Source organism: Serratia sp. 1D1416 (genome assembly GCF_003641105.1).
GTDB lineage: Bacteria > Pseudomonadota > Gammaproteobacteria > Enterobacterales > Enterobacteriaceae > Serratia > Serratia ficaria.
In genome coordinates this window covers 3,430,056-3,448,867 of record NZ_CP032738.1, presented here as the reverse complement: position 1 = coordinate 3,448,867, position 18,812 = coordinate 3,430,056, and the positions used below count along the sequence as shown (strand labels likewise).

Sequence of the window (18,812 nt, the reverse complement as noted above, 5' to 3'; positions counted from 1 at the left end):
TCAGACTCTGCGGCATAACGCCGAAAAAGGTATTGCCATGCGATTAACCCCAGACCATCAGGTTTCCTCCCCGCCGCCACCGGTGATTGGGCCGGCGGAAGATAACGATTTCGCCGTTGAGCACCTTTCACGCCTGTGCGACGGGCTGGCGCAGCAGCGTCCCGGCAGCCTGCGCGACCTGCTGAATTCCCTGGCGTTGATCGCTCCGCTGCTCAACGCCATTCCCAACGTGGTGTTTTTTATCAAGGATGAGCGGGCCCGCTACCTGTTGGCCAACCTGACGCTGGCCAGGCGCTGCGGCTTCAAGACCGTCGCGCCGCTGCTGGGCAAGACCTCGGCCGACGTTTTTCCGGCGCAGCTCGGCTCCGGCTATACCGAGCAGGATCTGCGCGTGTTGCGCCACGGCGTGGTGATTCAGGATCAGTTGGAAATGCACCTGTACAACGGCCGGGAAACCGGCTGGTGCCTGACGCAAAAGCTGGCGCTGTACGACGCGCAGGACAAAATAATCGGCATGGCGGGCATTTCGCACGATCTGCAGGAGGCCAAGGCCAACCACCCGGCCTATCAGCGGCTGGCGGCGATCGATGTGTATATCCGCCGCCATTATGCCCGCGCGATCGCCCTTGAAGAACTGACCGCGCTCACCGGGCTGTCGGTGGCGCAAATCGAGCGTTACTGCAAGCGCATCTTCCATCTCACGCCGCGCCAAATGATCCATAAGGTGCGGCTGGAGAAAGCCACCGAGCTGCTGGCCGGCGATCTGCCGATCACCGATATCGCCCTGCAGTGCGGCTACACCGATCACAGCGCCTTCAGCCGTCAGTTCAAAGCGCTGACCGGCTCCACGCCGCGCGACTTCCGCCTGACGCTTTCGACTTAATGATCTGATTTACCTGATGAATACTCCCGCCTCTGGCGCTCCCGGCGCCAGGCTTTCCCACGCGCGTTTTACCCGGTTACTGTGCCAATTTCGTCATGGCAATCGGCGAAAACCGTCAAGCCCCGGCGCGCAATACCGGTCAATCTGTTAGTGAAGTTCACCAATAATTCACCATTCATTAACAACATTGGACGACAGGATAAACACTATGAGCCATAAAGCCATCAGCTGGAGCGGCGTGTTCCCGGCGGTCAGCACCCAGTTTCGCAGCGATTTCTCACTGGATCTCGACGCCACCCATACGGTGATCAAAAATCTGGTCCGCGACGGCGTGTCCGGCCTGGTGGTTTGCGGCACCGTCGGCGAAAACACCTCGATGACGGTGCAGGAAAAACTGGCGGTGATCGAAGTGGCGAAAGACGCCGCCGACGGCAAAGTGCCGGTGATCGCCGGCATCGCCGAGTTCACCACCGCTTTCGCGCAGAACATGGCGCGTGAAGCGCAAAAGGTCGGCGTCGACGGCATCATGGTGATGCCGGCGCTGGTTTACTCCGCCAAACCGCATGAAACCGCCGCGCACTTCCGCAGCGTCGCCGGGGCGACCGATTTGCCGATCATGGTCTACAACAACCCGCCGATTTACAAAAACGACGTCACGCCCGATATCCTGACCTCGCTGGTCGACTGCGACAACATCGTGTGTTTCAAGGACTCCTCCGGCGATACCCGCCGCTTTATCGACCTGCGCAACGAAGTTGGCGATCGCTTCGTGCTGTTCGCCGGCCTCGACGACGTGGTGCTGGAAAGCATCGCCGTCGGCGCTCAGGGCTGGATCTCCGGCATGTCCAACGCTTTCCCGCGCGAAGGGGAAACCCTGTTCCGCCTGGCGAAAGACAAGCGCTTCGAGGAAGCGCTGGCGCTGTACAGCTGGTTTATGCCGTTGCTGCACCTGGATGCGCGGCCGGATCTGGTGCAATGCATCAAGCTGTGCGAGCAGTTGGTGGGCCGCGGCAGCGCCGTCACCCGCCCACCGCGCCTGGCGCTGCAGGGCGACGCCCTGGCCGAGGTCACCGCGGCGGTTGAAAAAGCGCTGGCCACGCGCCCAGCGCTGCCGAACGTCGGCCTGTAATCCCACTCAGCGCCCGGCCATGCCGGGCCTCGCCATTTCGCTATCGGGGGGACCCATGCCCAACGACCACCACGCCGCCATTCGCGGCCAACAGTTTATCGGCGGTCAGCGCTGCGCCAGCGGGGCGGCAGAGCTGATTAGCCTGCGCGCCGACAACGGCCAGCCGACCGGCTACCGCTTTCATCCGGCCACGCCGGCCGAAGCCGCCGCGGCAGCAGAGAGCGCCGCACGGGCCTTTGCCGGCTACGCCCAGCTCAGCGCCGATCGCCGCGCCGATTTCCTCGACGCCATCGCCGACCAACTGGACGCGCTGGGCGATGATTTCTTCACCTTCGCCACGCAGGAAACCGCCCTGCCTTTGGCGCGCCTGAACGGCGAACGTACCCGCACCAGCGGCCAGATGCGGCTGTTCGCCGGGCTGCTGCGGCGCGGTGACGTGCACGGCGCGCGCATCGACTGCGCCTTGCCGGATCGCACGCCGCTGCCGCGCCCGGATCTGCGGCAATATCGCACCGCGCTCGGCCCGGTCGCGGTGTTTGGCGCCAGCAACTTTCCGCTGGCGTTTTCCACCGCAGGCGGCGACACCGCCGCCGCGTTGGCCGCCGGCTGCCCGGTGGTGTTCAAGGCGCACAGCGGCCACATGATCACCGCAGAGCTGACCGCGCAGGCCATAGAGCGCGCCAGGGTGCAACAAGGCATTCCCGCCGGGACATTCAACATGATTTTCGGCGAACGCGCAGGCGCCGAGCTGGTGCAGCATCCGGCGATTCAGGCGGTGGGGTTTACCGGTTCGCTGCGCGGCGGGCGGGCGCTGTTCGATATGGCGATGCGTCGCCCGCAGCCAATCCCGGTATTTGCCGAGATGTCGAGCATCAACCCGGTGGTGATTTTGCCGCAGGCGTTGGCGCGGCGCGGCCGGCAGATAGCGCAGGAGCTGGTGGGATCCTTCACCTTGGGCTGCGGCCAGTTTTGCACCAAACCGGGGCTGATTATCGGCCAACGCGGCCCGGCATTCAGCCGGCTGATTGACGAACTCGTCGCCAGGGTCAACGCCGCCGCCCCGCAGCCGATGCTGAATGCCGGCACGCTGGAACATTATCACCACGGGCTGCGGGCGCTGGACGCCCATCAAAGCCTCCGCCACCTGGCCGGCCAACGCCAGGCCGCGCCTTATCTGGCGAACGCCCAGCTGTATCAGGCCGACGCCGCCCTGCTGCTGCAGGCCGATCCGCTGCTGCAGCAGGAAGTCTTCGGCCCCGTCGCCGTTCTGGTGGCGGTCGATAGCCCCGAACAGCTGCAAACGGCGCTGGAAGCCCTGCAGGGCCAGCTGACCGCCACGCTGCTGGCGGACGACGATGACCAGGCCGCCGCCGGGCTGGCCCAGCTGCTGACCCGCAAGGCCGGCCGCGTGCTGTTCAACGGCTATCCGACCGGCGTCGAGGTCTGCGACGCGATGGTGCATGGCGGCCCTTACCCGGCCACGACCGATGCGCGCGGCACCTCGGTGGGCTCCCTGGCCATTGAACGTTTCCTGCGGCCGGTATGCCTGCAAAATTATCCCGCCGCGCTGCTGCCGCCGCCGCTGCAGGACGCCAACCCGCTCAACCTGCTGCGGCAGGTTAACGGCGTGTACACCAGAGACCCGATAGATTCATCAGCCAAAAACTAGCCCGGCCGCATCTGCATGCCATCCAATAACAAAAGGGTCATACCATGACAACCCAAGGCAAATTCAAGAAGCAGCTTACGCTCACCGATTTGACGTTTATCGGCCTGGGCGCAATTTTCGGTTCCGGCTGGCTGTTCGCCGCCAGCCACGTCTCTTCCATCGCCGGCCCCGCCGGCATTTACTCCTGGCTGATAGGCGGCCTGGCGGTGCTGTTGCTCGGCATCGTTTACTGCGAGCTGGGCGCGGCGCTGCCGCGCGCCGGCGGCATCATTCGCTATCCGGTGTTTTCGCACGGCGAGTTGATGGGTTACCTGCTGGGCTTTATCACGCTGATCGCCTTCTCCAGCCTGATCGCCATCGAGGTGGTGGCGGCGCGCCAATACGCCGCCGCCTGGTTCCCTTTCCTCAGCCAACCCGGCTCCGGCGACCCGACGCCGATCGGCTGGCTGGTGCAGTTGGCGCTGCTGTGTTTTTTCTTCGCGCTGAATTACTACAGCGTGAAAACCTTCGCCAAATCCAACAACCTGATCAGCGTGCTGAAATTTCTGGTGCCGTTGCTGGTGATCGTGGTGCTGTTCAGCTTCTTCAAGCCGGAAAATCTGCACAGCCAGGGGTTTGCGCCCTTCGGCTCCGCCGGGGTTGAGGCCGCCATATCCGCCGGCGGCATTATCTTCGCCTACCTGGGCCTGACGCCGATCATCTCGGTCGCCAGCGAGGTGCAAAATCCGCAGCGTACCATTCCGATTGCGCTGATCCTGTCGGTGGTATTGTCCACCGTCATCTATGTGCTGCTGCAAATCGCCTTCCTCGGCAGCATCCCCAGCGACATGCTGAACGGCGGCTGGGCCCACATCAGCCAGCAGTTCTCCCTGCCGTTCCGCGACATCGCCATCACTCTGGGCATGGGCTGGCTGGCGTTTCTGGTGGTCAGCGATGCGATCGTTTCGCCGAGCGGCACCGGCAATATCTACATGAACGCCACGCCGCGCGTGATTTACGGCTGGGCGCGCGCCGGCACCTTCTTTAAAATTTTTACCCGCGTCGACGGCGAGTCCGGCATTCCGCGCCCGGCGCTGTGGCTGACCTTCGCCCTGTCGGTGTTCTGGACGCTGCCTTTCCCTTCCTGGGAGAAACTGATCGGCGTAGTGTCCGCCGCGCTGGTGCTGAGCTACGCCATTGCGCCGGTGACCGCCGCCGGCCTGCGGCGCAACGCTCCCGACCTGCCTCGCCCGTTCCGGGTGCGCGGGTTCTGCGTGCTTGGCCCGCTGTCGTTTATCATCTCGGCGCTGATCGTCTTCTGGTCGGGTTGGGACACCGTTTCCTGGCTGCTCGGGCTGCAAATCCTGATGTTTGCGGTCTATATATTGTTCAAAAATCAGGTGCCGACGCACGCCGTCGGCCTGAAGCAGCAGATTTGGTCCTCTCTGTGGCTGATCGCCTTCTATGCGCTGGTGATCGTCGTCTCCTATCTCAGCAGCTTCGGCGGCATCGGCGCCATCAGCCATCCCTGGGACACCCTCACCATCGCGGCGATTGCGCTGGTGATTTACTACTGGGGCGCCTATACCTGTTTACCTCAGGCGAATTTCGTCGGAGATGAAGAAGAGTGATTGAAAAGGAGGAAACGGAGATGACGCAAACCCATAACCTGTCGTTGGATCAGGCCTACCAGCTGGCGCTGCGCGCCCTGCTCAGCAATGGCTTCAGCCAGGCGCACGCCGAAGCGGTGGCGCAAAATGTCACCCGGGGCGAACGCGACGGCTGCGCCTCGCACGGCCTTTACCGCCTGCTGGGCTGCGTCCGTTCATTGCACGCCGGCAAAGTTTCCGCCGACGCGCAGCCCAGGCTTCTCGACAGTGCGCCGGCGATCCTGCGGGTGGACGCCGGCGGCGCCTTCTCGCTGCTGGCCTATCGCCACGCGCTGCCGGCCTTTATCGACAAGGTGCGCGCCAACGGCATCGCCGCGCTGGCGATTAACCGCTGCGTGCATTTTTCCGCCCTGTGGGCCGATATCGAACCCCTGACCGAGCAGGGCCTGGTGGCGCTGGCCTGCACGCCGAGCCATGCCTGGGTGACGCCGGCCGGAGGCAGCCGCCCGCTGTTCGGCACCAATCCCATCGCCTTCGGTTGGCCACGGCCCGGGCTGCCGCCGTTTTTATTCGATATGGCGACCAGCGCGGCGGCGCGCGGCGAAATTGAGCTGCACCGCCGCGCCGGCACTCCGCTGCCCGAGGGCTGGGGCATCGACAGCGCCGGCAATCCCAGCACCGACGCCGCCAGCGTGCTGGAGGGCGCGATGCTGACCTTTGGCGGGCATAAGGGATCGGCGCTGGCGGCAATGGTGGAACTGCTGGCCGGGCCGCTGATTGGCGATCTGACCAGCAAGGAGTCGCTGGCCTACGACGAACGGACCGGCTCTTCGCCCTACGGCGGTGAACTGATTATCGCCCTGGATCCCGAACGCTTTCTCGGCGCGGATAAGGCGAAGTATTTCGCCCGGGCGGAAGCGATGTTTGCCGATATGCGGGATCAAGGCGCGCGCATCCCCGGAGAACGGCGCTATCAGCGGCGACAACAGAGCGAGCGCCTGGGGGTAGAGATCCCGACGGGGCTGTACGACGAGATTGTGGCGCTGTGCCGTTAACGGAGGCAGGCCGCGGGAACGGCGGCCTGCCTTGCGCGAATTAACGGACCACCATCACCGATATATTGGCGTGGCGAACGATAGCGGCGGCGTTGGAGCCCAGCAGGTAGGTTTTCACGCTCGGGCGGCGCGAGCCAATGACGATCAGGTCGGCGTCGATCTCTTCGGCCAGTTCCAGCGCCTGATCGCGCGGCGAGCCAAAGCTGATGGTGTAATTCAGGCGATCCAGCGGAATGTCGATTTCGGACATGATTTTCTTCAGCTTATCGACCGCTTTCACTTCCGCCTGGTTCTCGAATTCCTTGATGCCAAACGAATAAGCGGTAACAAATGCCGAGGCATCCGGCAGCGCATGGAAGAAATGCACCCGGGCGCCGGACATTTTCGCCAGATACTCCACGTGCTGAAGCGCATGCTCGGTCAACAAATCCTCTTCAATGTCTATCGGCACTAAAATGGTCTTGTACATATCACGTCCTTTCTATGTAAACCGGGGAGCTTATAGGGTACTGCCGGGCATGCGCGGGGTGAACCGCTTTATCGCGCTTTTGTGATCGGCGGTAAATACTGGGGCAGGCAATTGATATTTTAACAAAATATAAACATAGCGCGGTTAACGGATAGTCAATTAATTATTATTTTCTCGCGATTAAATAAGCTGCAAATAAACCGCCTTGGCGGTGGCCGCGGTTTTATTGGCGACCGAGAGCTTTCTAATGGCGTTGCCGATATGAAAATTAACCGTACGTTCCGCAAGGCTCATGATAATAGCGATCTCCTGCGCCGTTTTCCCTTCGCTGCACCAGCGTAAAACGTCTTTTTCTCGCGGCGTCAGCACGTCTTTAATCGCCTCGTCGCTTTCCGGGAGCAAGGCTTCGCGCAATGTTTGATGCGCCGCCTGCGCCAGCCCAAGAAACTGGTGCTGCCTCGGCATATCGGCGGCGCTCTCCAGCGGCGGAGCCTGGCTTCCCGCCAACGTCAGAATGCCCACCCGCCCATGGCAATCCTTCACTGACTGCGTCCAGCCGGCGGCCAGCCCCTGTTCGGCCATGCGTTGCCACAGCGCGAGGTTGCCCTGATAGAAGCCATGGTCCCAGGCGAACCTCAGGGTGGAACGCTGCGCCTGTTCAATGACCGGATCGCGCAAATAATCGCGACCATGACGATAATCCTCGATAAATTCCAGCGGATAATTGCTCTCCATCGCCATTTTGGGGTGGCGAAGCGGGTAACCGGAGAAAACAATATAACAAAAGCGCTCAAATCCCAGCGCGCGCGTCTGCACTTCAAGCTGCACCAGGAAATTATCGGCCTGAGCGTTTAACGCCTGTCGGTGGTCAATAATCATCACTGCCTCTTCGATAACCTGAATATTCCGCAGCTAACTGTATAACAGCCAGGCATTTTATCGACAGCCGTTTTATATAACGAAATGGACGGTCATAAAACCCATCGCCACCGTCGCCGGCCTGGCACAGGCGGAGGGCCGGATGAAGCTGTCAGTTTTGCCACTTAGCCGGGATCGGTAAACCGATTATTCTGCCTGCGAACATCACCGTTTTTAACCAGAGAGTTAACATGCTTAAACGCAGTGACGACGGGTACTTGATCGCCTCAGGTCTGATGGCGCTCGGCACCTTTGCCATCGGCACCGACGCCTTTATTGTCGCCGGCATGCTCAGCCCCCTCGCCGCTACCCTGGCGGTCGCTCCCGCTCAGGCGGGGTGGCTGATTTCAATCTTCGCCCTGGCCTACGCGCTGTTCGCTCCACTGAGCGCCTGGCTGCTGGGCCATCTTAACCGCAGGCGCATTCTGCAGTTGGCGCTGGCGTTGTTTATCGTCGGCAATCTGACGTGCGCATTTGCCGCCGGCTATCTGCAGCTTTCGCTTGGCCGCATATTGGCCGCGCTGGGCGCGGCCTGTTACACCCCGCAAGCGGCGGCGGCCGCCGCCGAGCTGGCGCCCGAAAAACGCCGGGGCCGGGCCATTTCCATCGTCTATGGCAGCATGACGCTGGCTATCGCCCTCGGCGTCCCCTTCGGCACCTTCTTCACCCAGCTCATCGGCTGGCGGGAGGTGTTTGCGCTTATCACCCTGCTGGGCGCCGCGGCGCTGCTGGGGCTTTCGCTGGCGCTGCGCCCGCTGGCGGCGCCGGGCAGCTACGGCCTGAAAGCACGGCTTGCCCCGCTGCGGCAAAAAGCGGTGCTGACCACCTTGCTGATCGCTTTCTTCGCCGTCTGTTCCGAACACCTGGTATACAGCTATGTCAGCGTGCTGCTGCGGCATACCCGGCTTGGCTCGGAACGGATCCTGCCCTTCGCGTTGCTGGCGTTCGGCATCGGCGCGGTCATCGGCAATGCCGTTTCCGGCAAGCTGACCGATACGCTCGGCAGCAGGCTTACCCTGTTGCTTTCGATCACGGCCCAGACGCTTACACTGCTGTTGCTCGGTTTCTCCCTGGCCTCGCCCTGGCGGGTGTTGACCCTTTTTCTGGTTTGGGGCATTGCCGGTTGGATGTATCTTGTGCCCCTCCAGCATCACCTGCTGGCACTGTCAAAACGCGCCGGCCCGTTAACCGTCGCACTGAACGGCTCGGCGCTGTACGCCGGCATCGCCGCAGGCGGCATGCTGGGCAGCTTCGCGTTAGCCGGCCAGCCCGCTGACCGGTTGCCGCTGTTCGCGCTGCCGTTCGGTGCCATCGCCCTGCTGCTGACGCTCATCGGCTTCAAGAAAGAGGAAAATACGGGGGGGTAAATCGACCGCCGCGCCAACGTTCGGTAAACTTGGCGCATCAGAGCGATATTTCAGGGAAAGATAACATGGGACTGCTGGACAAGTATTTGCATGAATACCAATTCTCGGAGCGCCACGCTATCGAGATCCTAGCCTCGTCCTCCCGGGTGATCGCGGCCGTTGCGGCCTACGATCCGCAGCATGACCGTTTCTTTCGCGCCATGATAACCATACGGGAGCTGCCATCCCGGCTGATGGCGCGCCAGGCGCCCCCAGCGTCGTTTGGCCTGCATGACTTTTGCCTGCTGGAACAAAACGACGTGGCGCTGGTTTATGGCCTGATTGGCCGCTTCTGGCAGGCCGGCTACGGCCTGGTCAAGATAAACGATGGCGCGGCATTCCTCACCTTTCGGCAGCCGGGAGTGGCCAAGCTGGCATTGGGTTATGCCGTACACCCCGGGCGAAACGGCCGTTGTCGCCTGGTGACGGAGACCCGCATTTTCTGCCCCGATCGCGCCAGCCGCCGGCGATTTACCCCTTATTGGCTCGCCATCCGGTTGGTCAGCGGCCTGATCCGTCGCCGGATGTTGCACGCTATCAAAGCCGCCAGCGAGGCCGCTCCGGCTGCGTCCCGCCCATGATTCACCGCATCAATGTTCGTTTAGGAGCATTCTTAGTGAATGACAATCATTATCAGCCTATTTTTTAATCACTATAAGATATGTTAGAGAAGCCATTGACCCCGCTCCCCTGCGGGGCTTTTTTTGTCTATTCATCGCCCGCATCCGGGAAAGGCTGCATAAACAGAAAGGCGCAGGGCTGGCGCTGATGCAGGTTAATCTGGGGCACCAGGCGCTTGAAATGCTCGCTTTGGCAGTGCGCGTCCAGCGCGGCGCGATCGGGCCAGCTCTCGACAAAGATAAAGTGCCCGGGGTCCTGATGATCGATACACAGCTCATAGGAGATGCACAGCGGTTCCCGCCGGGTTTTCTCCACCAGCTCGCGATACAGCGGCATGACCTTGTCGATATGCTCCGGCTTGATAAAATCTTCTGCTATGACCTTCAACATAATCCTTCCCCTCGTGAGTTTTGCGTTTGTATGGCGTCACCCTAACCTAAAGAGGCGGACGCGCGCCCAGCTGATTGAGCTCTTATTGATGTTATAAATGGGACACTGGTCACCAAACGACAATTATCCGAGGTGGCCGATGGCTCCGCTCACGCAGATGATCGCCAAATACAGCCCGGAACCTGAATTCCTGCTGCTGCTTATCTTTCTGTTCTCGCTGGGGAAGTCGGTTATTTTTGTTTCATCCGTGCTGCCCCCGGCTTCCGTCACGCTGTTGTTGGCGATCCTGGCGGGCAAACATGCGCTGCCGCTCGGCGCTGTCTGGAGCGCCATCACGCTGGGGGCCGCTCTGGGTTCGATCCTGTCATTCCACTGCGGCGCGCTGCTGTGCCGCCGCGGGCCGATGACCTGGCTGCCGGCGCGGTTTGATGCTCCGCTGCGCAAGGCGCGGCTGGCGCTGCAGGAACAAGGCATGCCGCTGCTGTTCGCTTCGCGCTTTTTGGCGGTGATGCGTTACACGGTTCCGCTGATGGCCGGGATGCTTTCGCTGCCGCTGAAGCCGGTATACCTGACTTCGGCGTTTTCTGCCGCCGCCTGGGCGCTGGCGCTGATGTCGGTCGCTCACCTGTTTCCGCCCATTTTGACCTGAAAGATTCTTGGGTGAACCGCGACGCCAGCGCGTGGCCGCACAAAAAATCAGGGGGACGATTGGCCGCCAAAGCCGCCGATAACACCACAATTTGCGCCAGATCACCTTTCTGAACATCGGTCAAAAAACTCGGATTTATTGTTGAACGGCGAGCGGAAAAAACCGCCGAAGAAGCGAAGCGAGAGAAAACGTCGGGCGTAACGCCCTGATTTGGTTGGTGGGTGCTCCAGGATCCGCGCCTGCGCCCCATTGAGTCACCGCCAACGGAGCTGCCCGCTGAGCTCACGGCCCCGCAGGTTAGATTCATCGTCTCCGCATCGTCGGTGTCAAACGCTTACACTCATTACTTTTTTTCATGCGAAATTATCAACCCTCTGTTTTATCAACGAGATAAGCCGCATAAGGTCTGTTAATCCGGCGTTTTGAAGAGTAATCTTCCGCCCCCTGAACGTCCGATTTGCCTCCGCAGTGTAAAGAACAATCGACTTTTATCCCTCGCATAAATGTTGTAAACATGTTGCACAAAGGTGGCGTTATTGCACTACCTTACTGAAACCGGACCAACCGGATAAACGTATAAAAAAGAGCCACTTCAGAGCTCACTATTTCACCAATGACAGGTAAAACAGGACATCATCAGATGGTAGATCACTCTAAAATAGCGACGGATGCGACGCCCGCATCAGAAGATCATCTACGGCGAAACCTAACCAACCGACATATTCAACTGATCGCCATCGGCGGTGCCATCGGTACGGGTCTGTTTATGGGTTCAGGAAAAACCATCAGCCTGGCCGGTCCTTCCATCATCTTCGTGTACATGATCATCGGCTTTATGCTGTTCTTCGTGATGCGCGCCATGGGCGAGCTGCTGCTGTCCAACCTGGAATACAAATCCTTCAGCGACTTCGCGGCGGACCTGCTCGGCCCCTGGGCCGGCTTCTTCACCGGCTGGACCTATTGGTTTTGCTGGGTGGTGACCGGCATCGCCGACGTGGTGGCGATCACCGCCTACGCCCAATTCTGGTTCCCCGGGCTGTCGCAATGGATCGCCTCGCTGTTGTGCGTGCTGTTGTTGCTCGGTCTGAACCTGGCGACGGTGAAGATGTTCGGCGAGATGGAATTCTGGTTCGCGATGATCAAGATCGTCGCCATCGTCGGGCTGATCGTCGCCGGGCTGGTGATGATCGCCATGCAGTTCCAGTCCCCGTCGGGCAGCGTGGCCTCATTCTCGCACCTGTGGAATGACGGCGGCATGTTCCCGAAAGGCATCAGCGGCTTCTTCGCCGGCTTCCAGATTGCGGTGTTCGCCTTCGTCGGCATCGAGCTGGTGGGCACTACCGCGGCGGAAACCAAAGATCCGGAAAAAGTGCTGCCGCGCGCCATCAATTCCATCCCGCTGCGCATCATCATGTTTTACGTGTTCGCGCTGATCGTTATCATGTCGGTCACGCCCTGGAGCTCGGTCGTCGCTGACAAAAGCCCGTTCGTCGAGCTGTTCGTGCTGATCGGCCTGCCGGCCGCGGCCAGCGTCATCAACTTCGTGGTGCTGACCTCGGCCGCCTCTTCCGCCAACAGCGGGGTGTTCTCCACCAGCCGCATGCTGTTCGGCCTGGCGCAGGAAGGCGACGCGCCAAAATCGTTCGCCAACTTGTCAAAGCGCGCGGTGCCGGCCAACGGCCTGACCTTCTCCTGCATCTGCCTGTTGGGCGGCGTGGTGCTGATTTACCTGATCCCGAACGTCATGACGGTATTTACCCTGGTCACCACCGTATCGGCGATCCTGTTCATGTTCGTCTGGACCATCATCCTGTGTTCGTATCTGGTTTACCGTAAACAGCGCCCGGCGCTGCACCGGAAATCGATCTACAAGATGCCGGCCGGCAAGCTGATGTGCTGGGTGTGCATGGCGTTCTTCGCCTTCGTGCTGGTGCTGCTGACGCTGCGCGAAGATACCCGCCAGGCGCTGATCGTCACGCCGCTGTGGTTTGTGGTGCTCGGCCTGTCCTACCTGTTCCTGCGCAAGAAGAAAACCGCTTGATGTGGCAAGGGGACGGGCAACCCGTCCCCAGGCTTCTCCGGCGGCTCAGCGCGGCCGGATCCCATCGATAATCACCCGCTGCACATTCTCTACCGTTTGCCGGAAAAAGGCGTCGTCGTCCAGCGTCTTGCCGGTCACCGCTTCCACCTGCACCCAAAAATCCGCGTAGTGCTGGGTGGTGGCCCACAACATGAAAATCAGATGGTGCGGCTCCACCGCCGCAATGTGGCCTGCGGCCACCCAGCGTTCGATCATCGCCGACTTTTCGTCCACCAGCGTCTTCAGCCCCCCTTCCAGCTCGCGCTTCAGCAGCGGCGCCCCCTGGATCATTTCCAGGCAAAACAACCGCGAAGCCTGCGGATGATGGCGCGAAACCTCCAGCTTCAGGCGAATGTAATCGCGGATCGCCTGCAGCGGCTCCTGATCGGCGCGCAGCGCCTTCAGCGGCGCCAGCCAGACGTCAAGAATGCCTTTCAGGACCGCAACGTACAGATCCTCTTTCGACGGGAAGTAGTACAGCAGATTGGTTTTGGAGACGTCGGCGCGCTCCGCCACCTGATCGAGGCTGGTGCCATGAATGCCGTACAGCGAGAAAAACTCCAGCGCCGCATCCATGATGGTGCTGCGTTTGGCGGCCACCGCGCGTGAACGGCGCGTAGACGGTTTGACGGTGGGTGACTTCACTGCGGCTCCCTGGGGTTAGCGAACTCGGCAGCCAGCATAGCAAAGCCTTCGGGTGAAACCCACGCTTTTGCCTACCTCCTTCAGGGGATAACCTGCACCTTTTACGAGCAAGGCCGCCTGTTTATCGTGCAGTTATTTTTGACCAAATGGTCTGTTTTGGACCATTCGCTCCGACCGGAAACCGCAAACCACAGACAACAAACTGATAAATAACCCGTTTTAAAAACTGGCACCGGGTTTGCAAAACCTCTTCAGCGCCGCGCAATTCGGAACCCGCAGGAAGCACTCAAGCAGCGCCTGAAACCGTCCCTTAGCAGACCGAGGTGTTTACATGAAAATTGGCGTATTTATCCCGATCGGCAACAACGGCTGGCTGATTTCCAGCGCCGCGCCGCAGTACCAACCGACGTTCGAATTGAACAAGACCATCGTGCAGCAGGCGGAACGCTATAACTTCGACTTCGCCCTGTCGATGATCAAGCTGCGCGGCTTCGGCGGCAAAACCGAATTCTGGGACCACAATCTGGAGTCGTTCACTCTGATGGCCGGGCTGGCGGCGGTCACCACCAGGATCAAGATCTACGCCACCGCCGCCACGCTGACCATGCCGCCGGCGATAGTCGCGCGCATGGCGTCCACTATCGACTCCATTTCCAACGGGCGCTTCGGTCTGAACGTGGTGACCGGCTGGCAAAAGCCGGAATACGAGCAGATGGGCATGTGGCCGGGCGATGATTACTTCAGCCGCCGTTACGACTATTTGGCGGAGTATGTCAGGGTGCTGCGCGACCTGTGGGGCAGCGGAAAATCCGACTTCAAGGGCGAGTTCTTCCAGATGGACGACTGCCGCGTCAGCCCGCAGCCGCAGGCGGACATCAAGGTGATCTGCGCCGGTCAAAGCGATGCCGGCATGGCGTTCTCGGCCAAATACGCCGACTACAACTTCTGCTTCGGCAAGGGCGTCAACACGCCGGCCGCCTTCGCGCCGACCGCCGCACGGCTGAAAACCGCCGCCGACGCCGCGGGCCGCAGCGTCGCCTGTTACGTGCTGTTCATGATCATCGCCGACGAAACCGACGAAGCCGCCCGCGCCAAATGGGAAAGCTACAAGGCGGGCGCCGATACCGAAGCGCTGGCCTGGCTGACCGAGCAAAGCGGCAAGGACACCCGCTCCGGCGCCGACGCCAACGTGCGCCAGATGGCCGATCCGACCTCGGCGGTGAACATCAATATGGGCACGCTGGTCGGCTCTTACGCCAGCGTGGCGCGCATGATGGATGAAATCGCCGCCGTGCCCGGCACCGAAGGCGTGTTGCTGACCTTCGATGACTTTATCAAAGGGGTGGCCGACTTTGGCGAACGCATCCAGCCGCTGATGAAAAGCCGCGCCGACGTCTGCCCGCAGACCGCCGAAAAACGCGAGGTGGCCTGATGGAACGCACGAATAGTCAGCCGGTGGTTCATCGCGGTTCGCCGGACGCCGGCCCGGCAGTCACCCTACCCGCCCGTCCGGAGGCCATTGCGTTTTCGCCGCAGGAAACGGCGCTGATCGTGGTCGACATGCAAAATGCCTATGCCTCGCAGGGCGGCTATCTCGATCTGGCCGGCTTCGACGTTTCGGCCACCGCGCCGGTGATCGCCAATATCAAGCGCGCCATCGCCGCCGCGCGCGCCGCCGGCATCCGGGTGATCTTTTTCCAGAACGGCTGGGACAATCGGTACCTCGAGGCCGGCGGGCCGGGTTCGCCCAACTGGCATAAATCCAACGCGCTGAAAACCATGCGCCGGCGCCCGGAGCTGCTGGGCAAGCTGCTGGCCAAGGGGGAGTGGGACTACGCCCTGGTGGATGAACTGCAGCCGCAGCCGGGCGACATCGTGCTGCCGAAACCGCGTTACAGCGGCTTCTTCAACACCCAGCTCGACAGCCTGCTGCGCTCCTACGGCATTCACCACCTGGTGTTTACCGGCATCGCCACCAACGTCTGCGTCGAATCCACGCTGCGCGACGGCTTTTTCCTCGAATATTTCGGCGTCGTGCTGGCGGACGCCACGCATCAGGCCGGGCCGGCGTTCGCTCAGCAGGCGGCGCTGTACAACATCGAAACCTTCTTCGGCTGGGTATCGGACGTCGACAGCTTCTGCGAGGCGTTGAGCGCCCCGCTCCGCCAGTCGGCGTAACCGCGACCTTCAGCCTGCATCAGGAGCAACGCTATGCCAAAAACACCCATTACGCCGCCGGGCAGCGGCACGCCGCTGGCCCCCTTCGTTCCCGGCACGCTGGCCGACGGCGTGGTTTACGTCTCGGGCACGCTGGCGTTCGACCGGCACAATAACGTGCTGCACGTCGGCGACGCCGCGGCGCAAACCCGCCACGTGCTGGAGACCATCAAGCGCGTGATCGAAACCGCCGGCGGCACGATGGACGACGTCACCTTCAATTCGATATTCCTGACCGACTGGCAAAACTACGCCGCCGTCAATCAGGTCTATGCGGAGTATTTCCCCGGCGACAAACCGGCGCGCTACTGCATTCAGTGCGGGCTGGTCAAGCCGGACGCACTGATAGAAATCGCCACCATTGCCCATATCGGACGCTGAGGAACCCTCGATGTATTTTGAAATTACGGGAAAAGACACCCCGCTGGCGCCTACGCTGGTGCTCTCCGCCGGCCTCGGCGGCGCCGGCAGTTTCTGGCAGCCGCAGCTCGCCGCGCTGGGAGAGCATTTTCGCGTGGTGGCGTACGACCACCGCGGCACCGCCCGCAGCCCGGCGAGCCTGCCGGACGGCTACAGCATGGCCGATATGGCGGAGGAGGTGCTGCAGCTGCTGAATTCGCTCGATATTGAACGCTGCCATTTCGTTGGCCATGCGCTCGGCGGCATGATCGGTCTGCAGCTGGCGCTCAGCCACCCGCAACGGGTGGAAAAACTGGCGGTGGTCAACGGCTGGCCGGCGCTGGACAGCCAGACCCGGCGCTGCTTCAGCGTTCGGCAGGATTTGTTGCTCAACAGCGGCGTCGCGGCCTACGTGCGCGCCCAGCCGCTGTTTCTGTTCCCCGCCGACTGGCTTTCCCGCCATGACGCGCTGCTGGCGGAGGAGCTGGCGCATCAGGTGGCGCACTTTCAGGGCACGGAGAATCTGCTGCGGCGCCTGCAGGCGCTGATGAATGCCGACTTTCGCCCCCACCTGGCGGACATCGCCACGCCGACGCTGGCGCTGTGCTCGCGCGACGACCTGCTGGTGCCCCATCACTGCTCCCGCACGTTGGCGGACCTGCTGCCGAACGGCGAACTGGCGCAGATGAGCTATGGCGGCCATGCGATGAGCGTCACCGACCCGGAAAACTTTAACCGCATCCTGCTCGACTGGCTGTTGCAGCCGCGACGGATTTAGGCCACAGGAGACATCTTATTATGCCTGGCACCCCTTTGATCTCCGGCGCGCCGTCGCGGCCGCCGCAGGTGGAAAAACAGGAGTTTCGCGACGCCATGGCCCGCCTGGGCTCGGCGGTGAACATCATCACCACCGACGGCCCCGCCGGCCGCGCCGGATTTACCGCTTCGGCGGTTTGCAGCGTGACCGACTCACCGCCGACGCTGCTGGTGTGTCTGAACCGCGCCGCGTCGGTGTACGCGGCGTTCAAGCAAAATCAGGCGCTGTGCGTCAATACGCTGGCGGCCGAACATGAGTCGCTGTCCAACCTGTTCGGCGGCAAAACGCCGATGGAGCTGCGCTTTTCCGCCGCTCGCTGGTCAACGCTGGCCACCGGCGCGCCGCTGCTGCATGGCGCGCTGGCCTCGTTCGACTGCCGGATCGAGCAAATCGTCAGCGTCGGCACCCATGACATTCTGTTCTGTCGGGTGGTTGCGCTGACGTGCAGCGAAGACGGCCACGGCCTGGCCTATTTCGATCGCCGCTACCACCCGCTCCCGCGGGCGGCCGCGCAGTAACGTTCGACGTTCCCCCACACTCTGGAGATGACGATGGCGAATACCTGGTTTCCCCAATGGCGCATCAAACAAGGCAGCCTGGACGGCGCGGTAGTCGCCCCCGATGAGCGGCTGCCGCTGGGTCAGACCCTGATCATGGGGTTGCAGCACGCGGTGGCGATGTTTGGCGCCACCGTGCTGATGCCGTTGCTGATGGGGTTCGACGCCAACCTGGCGATATTGATGTCCGGCATCGGTACCCTGCTGTTCTTTCTGGTGGTGGGCGGCCGGGTGCCGAGCTACCTCGGATCCAGCGCCGCCTTCGTCGGATTGGTGATCGCCCTGACCGGCTACGGCGGCCAGGGCGCCAACCCCAACATCGCGCTGGCGCTGGGCGGCATTATCGCCTGCGGCATGGCGTATCTGTTGATTGGCCTGGTGGTGATGAGGATCGGCACCCGCTGGATCGAGCGGCTGATGCCGCCGGTGGTCACCGGCGCGGTGGTGATGGCCATCGGGCTCAATCTGGCGCCGATTGCGGTGCGCAGCGTTTCCGCCACCGCATTCGACAGCTGGATGGCGGTGGTGACCATCCTGTGCATCGGCACGGTAGCGGTGTTTACCCGCGGCCTGATGCAGCGGCTGTTGCTGCTGGCCGGGTTGATCGCCGCCTACCTGATTTATGTGGCGGCGACCAACGGCCTCGGGCTGGGCAAACCGGTGGATTACCGCGCGTTGAGCCAGGCGGCCTGGTTCGGCCTGCCGCAGTTCACCGCGCCGGTGTTCAACCTGCACGCCATGCTCTTGATCGCCCCGGTGGCGATCATTCTGGTGGCGGAAAATCTCGGCCACGTCAAGGCGGTGGCCAGCATGACCGGCCAGAATCTCGATCGTTATATCGGCCGCGCCTTCGTCGGCGACGGGCTGGCGACCATGCTGTCCGGATCGGCGGGCGGAACCGGCGTCACCACCTATGCCGAGAATATCGGCGTAATGGCGGTCACCAAGGTGTACTCCACGCTGGTGTTCGTCGCCGCTGCGGCGGTGGCCATCGCCCTGGGCTTTTCGCCGAAGTTCGGCGCGTTGATCCACACCATCCCCGGGCCGGTGCTCGGCGGCGCGTCGGTGGTGGTGTTCGGCCTGATCGCCGTCGCCGGCGCGCGCATCTGGGTGCAAAACAAGGTGGATCTGGCGGACAACGGCAATCTGATTATGGTGGCGGTCACCCTGGTGCTGGGCGCCGGCGATTTCGCGCTGTCGCTCGGCAGCTTCACGATGGGCGGCATCGGCACCGCAACCTTCGGCGCCATCTTCCTCAATGCGCTGCTGCGCAACCGCAGGATTTTACCGCTGGCGGAGAAGCAAGCGCCCTGAAACCG

General features: G+C 62.0%; 18 protein-coding genes and 1 pseudogene. 15 read left to right on the top strand and 4 right to left on the bottom strand.

The window, feature by feature from the left end:
* Positions 1-37: 37 nt before the first annotated feature.
* From D7I37_RS16605 to D7I37_RS16585, 5 genes are all read left to right on the top strand, one after another.
* Complete coding sequence (locus D7I37_RS16605; protein WP_061798257.1) at positions 38-883, top strand: AraC family transcriptional regulator; 846 nt, start codon at positions 38-40, stop codon at positions 881-883.
* A gap of 208 nt (positions 884-1,091) precedes the next feature.
* A complete protein-coding gene (locus tag D7I37_RS16600; RefSeq protein ID WP_061798256.1) occupies positions 1,092-2,012 on the top strand; it encodes a dihydrodipicolinate synthase family protein in 921 nt (306 codons plus the stop codon).
* A 55-nt stretch (positions 2,013-2,067) separates the two neighbouring features.
* A complete protein-coding gene (locus D7I37_RS16595; protein ID WP_061798255.1) occupies positions 2,068-3,681 on the top strand; it encodes an aldehyde dehydrogenase (NADP(+)) in 1,614 nt (537 codons plus the stop codon).
* A gap of 44 nt (positions 3,682-3,725) precedes the next feature.
* Positions 3,726-5,291, top strand: a complete 1,566-nt coding sequence (locus D7I37_RS16590; RefSeq protein WP_061798254.1) for an APC family permease — start codon at positions 3,726-3,728, stop codon at positions 5,289-5,291.
* Between the two features lie 20 nt (positions 5,292-5,311).
* Complete coding sequence (locus D7I37_RS16585) at positions 5,312-6,325, top strand: Ldh family oxidoreductase (RefSeq protein ID WP_061798375.1); 1,014 nt, start codon at positions 5,312-5,314, stop codon at positions 6,323-6,325.
* A gap of 40 nt (positions 6,326-6,365) precedes the next feature.
* Here D7I37_RS16585 and D7I37_RS16580 read toward each other — a convergent pair whose 3' ends face one another.
* The gene (locus D7I37_RS16580) at positions 6,366-6,794 is read right to left on the bottom strand and encodes a universal stress protein (protein ID WP_061798252.1); all 429 of its coding nucleotides are present in this window, start codon (positions 6,792-6,794) and stop codon (positions 6,366-6,368) included.
* Positions 6,795-6,974: 180 nt separating this feature from the next.
* The gene (locus D7I37_RS16575) at positions 6,975-7,673 is read right to left on the bottom strand and encodes an autoinducer binding domain-containing protein (protein WP_129544015.1); all 699 of its coding nucleotides are present in this window, start codon (positions 7,671-7,673) and stop codon (positions 6,975-6,977) included.
* Positions 7,674-7,903: 230 nt separating this feature from the next.
* Here D7I37_RS16575 and D7I37_RS16570 point away from each other — a divergent pair, with 230 nt between their 5' ends.
* Together D7I37_RS16570 and D7I37_RS16565 are read left to right on the top strand one after the other, a co-directional pair.
* Positions 7,904-9,079: an MFS transporter gene (locus D7I37_RS16570; RefSeq protein WP_129544014.1), complete on the top strand. Its 1,176-nt coding sequence runs from the start codon at positions 7,904-7,906 to the stop codon at positions 9,077-9,079.
* Between the two features lie 65 nt (positions 9,080-9,144).
* Complete coding sequence (locus D7I37_RS16565; RefSeq protein WP_129544013.1) at positions 9,145-9,699, top strand: hypothetical protein; 555 nt, start codon at positions 9,145-9,147, stop codon at positions 9,697-9,699.
* Between the two features lie 127 nt (positions 9,700-9,826).
* Here D7I37_RS16565 and D7I37_RS16560 read toward each other — a convergent pair whose 3' ends face one another.
* The gene (locus tag D7I37_RS16560) at positions 9,827-10,129 is read right to left on the bottom strand and encodes a putative quinol monooxygenase (protein ID WP_061798247.1); all 303 of its coding nucleotides are present in this window, start codon (positions 10,127-10,129) and stop codon (positions 9,827-9,829) included.
* 139 nt (positions 10,130-10,268) lie between these two features.
* Between D7I37_RS16560 and D7I37_RS16555 the strand changes: the two genes are divergently transcribed.
* Complete coding sequence (locus tag D7I37_RS16555; protein WP_061798246.1) at positions 10,269-10,778, top strand: DedA family protein; 510 nt, start codon at positions 10,269-10,271, stop codon at positions 10,776-10,778.
* A 640-nt stretch (positions 10,779-11,418) separates the two neighbouring features.
* Entirely contained in the window at positions 11,419-12,819 is a 1,401-nt protein-coding gene (gene cycA, locus D7I37_RS16550; RefSeq protein ID WP_061798245.1) for a D-serine/D-alanine/glycine transporter, read from the top strand.
* 45 nt (positions 12,820-12,864) lie between these two features.
* Here the strand turns inward: cycA and rutR are convergent, their stop codons facing one another.
* Entirely contained in the window at positions 12,865-13,503 is a 639-nt protein-coding gene (gene rutR / locus D7I37_RS16545) for an HTH-type transcriptional regulator RutR (RefSeq protein WP_061798243.1), read from the bottom strand.
* Positions 13,504-13,834: 331 nt separating this feature from the next.
* Between rutR and rutA the strand changes: the two genes are divergently transcribed.
* The 6 genes and pseudogenes from rutA (at position 13,835) to rutG (ending at position 18,807) form a co-directional block, all read left to right on the top strand.
* Positions 13,835-14,935, top strand: coding sequence for a pyrimidine utilization protein A (gene rutA / locus D7I37_RS16540; RefSeq protein ID WP_061798240.1), 1,101 nt, complete (start codon positions 13,835-13,837; stop codon positions 14,933-14,935).
* A pseudogene (gene rutB, locus D7I37_RS16535) lies at positions 14,935-15,719 on the top strand (pyrimidine utilization protein B); the annotation flags it as partial. The gene rutA and the pseudogene rutB, both read left to right, overlap by 1 nt.
* A complete protein-coding gene (rutC, locus tag D7I37_RS16530) occupies positions 15,715-16,101 on the top strand; it encodes a pyrimidine utilization protein C (protein WP_061798236.1) in 387 nt (128 codons plus the stop codon). The pseudogene rutB and the gene rutC, both read left to right, overlap by 5 nt.
* Before the next feature lie 10 nt (positions 16,102-16,111).
* Positions 16,112-16,897: a pyrimidine utilization protein D gene (gene rutD / locus D7I37_RS16525; RefSeq protein ID WP_061798234.1), complete on the top strand. Its 786-nt coding sequence runs from the start codon at positions 16,112-16,114 to the stop codon at positions 16,895-16,897.
* A gap of 20 nt (positions 16,898-16,917) precedes the next feature.
* Entirely contained in the window at positions 16,918-17,454 is a 537-nt protein-coding gene (gene rutF, locus D7I37_RS16520; RefSeq protein WP_095096914.1) for an NADH-dependent FMN reductase RutF, read from the top strand.
* A 33-nt stretch (positions 17,455-17,487) separates the two neighbouring features.
* Positions 17,488-18,807, top strand: a complete 1,320-nt coding sequence (gene rutG, locus D7I37_RS16515; RefSeq protein WP_061798230.1) for a pyrimidine utilization transport protein G — start codon at positions 17,488-17,490, stop codon at positions 18,805-18,807.
* The last annotated feature ends 5 nt before the right edge of the window (positions 18,808-18,812 follow it).